The organism is Psychrobacter sp. 4Bb, from assembly GCF_002836735.1.
Taxonomy (GTDB): Bacteria; Pseudomonadota; Gammaproteobacteria; order Pseudomonadales; family Moraxellaceae; genus Psychrobacter.
The window spans coordinates 158,101-165,305 of sequence record NZ_PJAS01000073.1 but is presented as its reverse complement, the minus strand read 5'-3'; the positions used below and the strand labels follow the sequence as shown (position 1 = coordinate 165,305).

7 protein-coding genes are annotated in these 7,205 nt (G+C 42.3%); 5 read left to right on the top strand and 2 right to left on the bottom strand.

The features are described from left to right. The first annotated feature begins 168 nt into the window (after positions 1-168). Positions 169-477, top strand: a complete 309-nt coding sequence (locus CXF60_RS12205) for a hypothetical protein (protein ID WP_102092140.1) — start codon at positions 169-171, stop codon at positions 475-477. Between the two features lie 37 nt (positions 478-514). Here CXF60_RS12205 and CXF60_RS12200 read toward each other — a convergent pair whose 3' ends face one another. Then, positions 515-775 carry a DUF1289 domain-containing protein gene (locus tag CXF60_RS12200; protein WP_102092139.1) on the bottom strand — a complete coding sequence of 87 codons (261 nt, stop codon included), beginning with the start codon at positions 773-775 and terminating at the stop codon, positions 515-517. Positions 776-963: 188 nt separating this feature from the next. Between CXF60_RS12200 and CXF60_RS12195 the strand changes: the two genes are divergently transcribed. The 3 genes from CXF60_RS12195 to CXF60_RS12185 all read left to right on the top strand — a co-directional run bounded on the left by CXF60_RS12195 (position 964) and on the right by CXF60_RS12185 (position 4,476). Next, the gene (locus CXF60_RS12195) at positions 964-1,617 is read left to right on the top strand and encodes a YqiA/YcfP family alpha/beta fold hydrolase (protein WP_102092138.1); all 654 of its coding nucleotides are present in this window, start codon (positions 964-966) and stop codon (positions 1,615-1,617) included. Between the two features lie 110 nt (positions 1,618-1,727). After that, complete coding sequence (gene parE, locus CXF60_RS12190) at positions 1,728-3,614, top strand: DNA topoisomerase IV subunit B (RefSeq protein WP_102092137.1); 1,887 nt, start codon at positions 1,728-1,730, stop codon at positions 3,612-3,614. A gap of 166 nt (positions 3,615-3,780) precedes the next feature. Then, complete coding sequence (locus tag CXF60_RS12185) at positions 3,781-4,476, top strand: lysophospholipid acyltransferase family protein (RefSeq protein ID WP_228707123.1); 696 nt, start codon at positions 3,781-3,783, stop codon at positions 4,474-4,476. 180 nt (positions 4,477-4,656) lie between these two features. Here CXF60_RS12185 and CXF60_RS12180 read toward each other — a convergent pair whose 3' ends face one another. After that, on the bottom strand, positions 4,657-5,439 hold the full coding sequence (locus CXF60_RS12180; protein ID WP_057762139.1) for a meso-2,3-butanediol dehydrogenase: 783 nt from the start codon (positions 5,437-5,439) through the stop codon (positions 4,657-4,659). A gap of 298 nt (positions 5,440-5,737) precedes the next feature. On the opposite strand from CXF60_RS12180, the gene CXF60_RS12175 reads away from it, so the two are divergent. Next, positions 5,738-7,186, top strand: a complete 1,449-nt coding sequence (locus tag CXF60_RS12175; RefSeq protein ID WP_145990214.1) for a hypothetical protein — start codon at positions 5,738-5,740, stop codon at positions 7,184-7,186. The last annotated feature ends 19 nt before the right edge of the window (positions 7,187-7,205 follow it).

Below are 7,205 nucleotides of genomic sequence, written 5' to 3'. Positions count from 1 at the left end.
AATCCCCCGACTAGTTACCTAGTCGGGGGATTTTCTTTGCGTGCGGTTTGGTGACAGATCTACTGATTTCAGTCTAATTTATTCTAGCAAGCGTATTTCAGTATTGATTATAGAAAAACTTGACTGTATTAAAGACAAAGCCATCATTAGACTAATAAGGAAGTATGCGTGTCAATTTGGTTGCTAGTTCTAATATCGTTTTTGCATATTACTATTGGCGGTGCTTTTACCACTGGGTTTCTTTTTTATATTTGTGCAGAAAATAGCCCAAGCTTAACCAAAATTGAGAATAATGTTCTCTTTACCTTGCTGATTGGATATGCAGCTTCGCTTGTAATCAGTGTTGGAATGGCTATTTATTTTTATGTATTTACTACTAGCGATTTATATTATTGGTGCTTTGCCATACCGTGGGGACTACTGATTCTACTATTAGGTTATTGGGCATATATTTTAGCCAAATTTAATGCATTCTGAGGATGCTGTTAGCATGTCTGATCTCGTTAATTACTTCTTAAAACAACTCACCTATCTCAAAGTCTTCCTCAAAATCAAATCCTAGCTGCTCGTTTTTACGCAGCCGCATGAGCTCGATACGCAGCTTACGTCCAGCGATAAGCCTTAGCACCTCACGTTGCTGCTCTGTTGTCATATGATGCCATCGTTGGCGCTCGGCTCGACTGCGCAGGCAACCAAAGCAATAGCCTTTTTTATTGCTTTGACAGACACCGATACAAGGGTTGTCAATGTCGAACAGCTCAAACTGTTGATTCATGGCGACTCCATTGCTATTACCGTCATTCCTTTGACTGGCACAAAACGATTATGACCATATTATTATGTCGCAAATACCGACTAATAGTGTGCCGTTTTATTGTTATTATTTTTGTGTAGCGGGTGCTATGCTTAGCGTCACTGGCCTATATAAGACAATCATAACAAAATTAATAAGTGAGATGATACGTGAACCTGATTTATATCCATGGACTGGACAGTGATGCGAACTCGACCAAAGGTGTGTTGTTAGAAAAATACTGCCAGCATCATCATCCTGATATCACTGTGCTGCGTCCTGATTTGAATAAATCCCCTGCGCAAGTGCGTGAGCAGCTGTTGTCATTGGTAAAAGGGTTAAACAATAGTAAAGACGAGCAGACAGGATCGTCCAACACGGTATTGGTCGGTAGCTCATTGGGTGGGTATTTTTCCACCTTAATTAGTAATCAAATAGGTTGCCCTGCATTGCTGCTAAATCCTAGTATTCAACCTCATGTTACTCTACAGCGCTTTTCTGATAACTCAGTATCAAATCAAGATAGTAGTGATGAGTCATCGGATAATAAAATCTTGCATACGACGGCGGGTGGCTGGCGTATTATGCCCTCAGATTTGCAATGGTTTGCAGATCATCAGATCTCCCAAGTCATTTATCCTAATAAAATTGCTGTACTGCTCAAAGAAGGGGATGAGCTATTAAATTCTGAACTGTCTCAAGCTTTTTATGAAGGGCAGGGCGCAGCGGTAACGGTACAGGCGGGTGGCGATCATCGCTTTAGTGATTTTGGTGAGCAGCTACCAATGGTGATAGAAATGCTACAAGAGTTAGTAAAGTCTTAGATAGACGACATTATATGACGTGAACGATGGACTATTAACGTTAACGTCGCTATTTTTCGTTATAATGGTTTAATAGAATTAAACGCAAGCGAACAGTTAAGGATGCATTTGTGAGTCAATATAATGCGCAATCGTTAGAAGTTTTAGAAGGTCTTGAGCCAGTCCGTCGTCGTCCGGGTATGTATACCGATACCACGCGCCCGAACCATTTGGCGCAAGAGGTTATTGATAACTCAGTAGATGAAGCGTTGGCTGGTTATGCTAAAACCATCAAGGTGCAATTGCATAGTGATGGATCGTTGTCTGTCGAAGATGACGGGCGCGGTATGCCAACTGATATCCATCCTGAGTTTGGTCAATCTGGTATTGAGCTGATATTAACTCGCTTGCATGCAGGTGGAAAGTTTTCGACCTCTAATTATGAAGTGTCAGGTGGTCTACATGGCGTGGGTATCTCTGTCGTCAATGCGCTATCAACTCGCGTTGAGGTTACGGTATGGCGTGACAGTACGCAGTTTGATATGGCATTTGAAAATGGTGCACCAGTTACGCCATTGACTGAAGCAGTCAGCTCAAATAAGCGTAAACGTGGCACTAGGGTGCACTTTTGGGCGGATGGTAGTTTCTTTGATACGCCCAAATTTAATGTAAAACAGCTCAAGCATAATTTAAAAGCAAAGGCTGTTTTGGCCGCTGGACTGACGATTGAGTTCACTGATGATATCAATGACGAAAAGGTCGTTTGGCAGTTTACGGATGGGGTAGTCGAGTATCTAAGCGAACAATTAGATGGTTTGGAAACATTGCCTGAAGCACCGTTTTATTATAATTATGATGCGAAAGCAGGTGAACGAGCGGCTATTACCTTTGCCTTGTCTTGGTTGCCTGATGGTGGCACACCGATTCAAGAAAGCTATGTGAACCTGATTCCCACAGCTCAGGGCGGTACGCACGTCAACGGACTACGCACGGGTATCTTAGAAGCTCTGCGTGAGTTCTGTGATATTCATAATTTGCTACCACGTAGTGTGAAACTAACCGCGGAAGACGTCTGGGATGGGGTGAACTATATCCTGTCTCTGAAGTTTTCTGAGCCGCAGTTTTCTGGACAGACCAAAGAGCGTTTATCTAGCCGTGAAGCGGCGGGCGCTGTACAGACATTGGCAAAAGATGCTTTTAGCCTATGGTTAAACCAGCATGCGGAAATGGGCACGCAAATCGCTGAATTGGCAATTAATAAAGCAGGTCGTCGTCTGAAATCTGCCAAAAAAGTTGCTCGTAAGAAAATTACTCAGGGACCCGCATTGCCTGGTAAATTGGCAGACTGCCGTGGTGATTTACGTGATGGCGCTGAGCTGTTCTTGGTGGAGGGTGATTCTGCGGGTGGTAGTGCTAAGCAAGCAAGAGATCGTCATTATCAGGCGATATTACCTCTGCGTGGCAAAATCTTAAATACGTGGGAAGTATCCTCAGATACGGTGCTATCAAGCCAAGAGATTCATGATATTGCCATTGCTATCGGTGTTGATCCTGCCTCTGATGATTTGTCCGAGCTACGTTACGACAAGATATGTATCTTAGCGGATGCTGACTCTGATGGACTGCATATCGCGACATTGATCTGCGCTTTGTTTGTGAAGCATTTCCCTGCACTAGTGGATGCGGGTCATTTATTTGTGGCCATGCCGCCATTGTACCGAGTAGATGTGGGTAAAGAAGTTCACTACGCGTTAGACGAGCCGGAGCTTGCACATATTTTAGCCAATGTGCCGGGTAATAAAAAAGCTCAGATTACACGTTTTAAAGGACTTGGTGAAATGAGTGCTGAGCAACTACGTGAGACGACGATGAGCCGTGATACACGCCGCTTAGTACAGTTAGATATGGATGACATGGTACTGACCAATAGCGTGATGGATATGCTACTGGCTAAGAAACGTGCCTCTGATCGCAAGTCATGGCTTGAGAGCAAAGGTGATTTGGCCGATATTTCTTAATACTTAGCAATAAGTTTAAAGAAATATGTGTGCAAAATATCGAAAATAGGTCATTACTTATATTTATGGCTAAACGATTTATCACATAATAAAAGCACGCAAAATTTAGCCTAGCCACAAAGGCTTAATGGTATTATGTCAGTACCTTTCATTATATTGTGCTGTCATGATACCGAAGATTTTTAACCGTTCTAAGTCTGTTGTTTCTAAACCTGCGCGCTCCAAAGTACTCCCAAAACTTAGCAAAAAGCATTTGGGAGACAAGGTTCCAAAGCGTGGCAATAAGTTTGCGCCTGTTATTGCATCCGCGCTGTTAAAGGCATCAGGTTGGCGTACGGTAGGCGAGATTCCAAATATCTCACAAGCTGTAGTGCTTGCTCTACCACATACTTCTAATGTGGATGGTATCTATGCGATTCCAAGTCTGTTTGCATTAGATATCAAAATCAGCATTATGGGCAAGCACACGCTATTTAAAGTACCTGTATTTGCGCAATTATTAAATTGGATAGGGGTTATTCCTATCGATCGTGGCAACAAAGGCTCTGTACTTCAAGCCAGTATTGATAAGTTCAAAACTGGTGAACCATTATTTTTGGGATTATCGCCAGAGGGTACACGGCAATATACTGAGTCGTGGAAGACAGGTTTTTATTATTTAGCGGTGGGTGCTGGTGTACCGATTTTGCCAGTAGCGATGGACTACAATACTAAAGAAATACGGTTTATGTCGCTGGTTTATCCTACAGGTGATATCGAAGCAGATTTACCAAAAATATATTCTCAGTATAAAGGGGTGTTGCCAAGACACCTTGCGCGTTTGTCGCAGCCACTACAAGATATGAATAATGCAGCTGAATAAGCTAGATAGTATTAATAATAGTTCAATTAGTTAAGTTAAAATTACTGGTTGTATGACAGGTATGAAAACTTAAAGCTGTCTACAACTAAGTTCCAATAATTCATATTTAAAAAGCCCCTGATATGATGATATCGGGGGCTTTTTTTTGAGTAATATTTAGATACCTATCAGCTTAACAATTTAGAACTGTGGTTGGCCGTTAGAAGCGCTAACACCGCCGTCAACAGGTAGATTAACACCAGTAATCATAGAGGCATCATCGCTTGCTAAAAAGGTAATAGCAGCGGCGATATCCTCTGGAGTTGCCAAACGTCCAAGCGGACAGCGAGCTAAGAACTTATCCGTTTTAGACTCATTGTCTTGGATAGCCGTAGTCATATCAGTTTTGGTGACACTTGGATTAACCGCATTAACACGAACACCATCCGAACCATGATCTAATGCCAATGTGCGGGTTAAATTAGTCACACCCGCTTTAGCAGCATTGTAAGCAGCCATATTCCAGTCACCACCCACACCTGAAAGCGATGAAATATTGACGATATTACCCTTTGATGCAATTAAGTGAGGCATAGCAGCTTGAGAGACATAGAAGGTCCCGTTTAGATTTACATCGATAGCAGAGCGCCAATCATCAGCAGATAGCTCTGTAATTTTACCTTGAGTTGCTTTGCCAGCATTGTTTACCAAGATATCAATTTTGCCGAATTTGTCGATAGCGCGCTCAACCATCTCTTGTACTTGGCTTTGAACGCTAATGTCGCATGTAATAATGAGGTAATTGTCAGTATGAATCCAAGTACGATCTTGCGGCAACTCTTTGGCAGTTTCTTCTAATGTTGCTGCCGTACGTCCTACTAGAACCACGCTAGCGCCTTCCTCGGCAAAGCGAATAGCAGTTGCACGGCCAATACCAGAGCCTGCACCCGTTACAACGACGGTCTTTTCTTTAAAACGCTTCATAATGTTTAATCCCTATTATTATATAATAGTCATTAAAGTTTCGATGATTAAAATTTCAATGACTACGGTTTCGATAAATACAACTAAGTACAGTTTGTCATCCATAAACTTGCACGCAAGCAATACTGCTTTGATATCATCATAACAAGTGATCGCTTTGAAAGCGACTGTCTCTGATAGTGCTTATGTAGCATAATTTTGCATCATTCAGATATTTATAATACGCGATAATGATGTTGTTATTATTACGAGCTGGCATGTGCGATATTCACCATACGATAATAGAAGGTTGGAACTTGTGTCCCATTCGATTACTACCATGCCCGACTGGGGCTACCTGACGACCGAGCTAGTCAGTTATTTACAAACAGATGCTATGGCAGTGACTTTAGCAGGCATGCATACAATTGAGCATGAATACAATGCTCAGTATATCGCTCGTCACTATCAATATCAGTTGCCACTTGGCAAGCTACAGCTGTTGGAGCTAACACTGTATTTACCCTATGATACAGAGTCAGTTGATATTGAGGCTGTACGCATGACTGCGGTAAAGTCAGCACTTACATGGTATAAATCATTATCGTCTCAAAATGAAGAAAATGCCTTAGCTGGTTATGAAGCTATGATTTTTGATATTCAGCTTGTCGGAGGAAGTAGCAGTCTTAATCAAGATGATAACAATGACAGTGCAAACAATTCAAACAGTGCTCTACAGCGACTTAAACACAATTTTGGGGTTCGTTACTTTTTAGAAGACTTAGTTGTCGACATGAGTGAAAGCATGCAGCAGCTGCAAGTCTTTAGTTGGGACGACTGGTACTCGATAGCAGCAGCGGTACGAACCCCATGTGAGTTATGGCGTTTCTTAGCTTATCATCTGGAGCAGCTGCAGCAATCGGCTGTAAATCATATTCCAAGTTTCGAGTCAGAAGACGCTTTGGTTGAGCGCTTCTTGCAAAGCCCAGATTTATTTGCCCCTGCCATTGTAGTCGACAATGCGCTCATCAAAAATGAAGTACAAGACGAACCTAACTCAGCATTGGTAGCCATCACGCTTGCCTACAAGAACCAAAGTTCAACTGCTCAGATGTACCATCAGCATATGATACAAGCAGCCACGATATGGTCTCAGCTAAGTATGCAGATGATAGATACGTATGGTAAAAAGCACGTAGCTAATAACGACGAACAGTTAGCCATACCACTCGCTCACTGGCAACAGCAACTGCTAGATGAGTCTTTATTTTCACGCCACGAGCTTATCCGTACGCTATATAGACATCCTAAACAGAGCGCAACGCTGCAAAAAGATGGCTATGTCGTACATCAACATTCTTATGAAAGTTTGGGACGACATTATGTACTGGTGTTTTATGGTCACGAGTCTAAAGGGCCTAATAGCAAAGCCGCTGTCCAACCAAAGCTAGCGAAGATCGCACAGGACGTTGCCACACGTTTGCCAATTATTGAACTACATCATGTAGTCGTGCTTGGTATCGACTTTATCACTGAGAATAATGAGAATTTTTTCGATATTGATTTATGGATTCAGCCAGTCGATGCGATGACTCAAAGGGAGCGCCAACTTACTAAGCAAATGCAAAAGCTAAAGCAACAGGAGTTAGATAAGCAAAATATGCCACCTGCTAGTAGCGTGGAAGATGGTAAACCTGCGAAGGCGCAAAAAGAAAAATTACCTCAAGTACAGATGAGCTTGACGATTCCAGCGCGAAAAGATAAGTAGTAGATAGACGTAGTTAGCT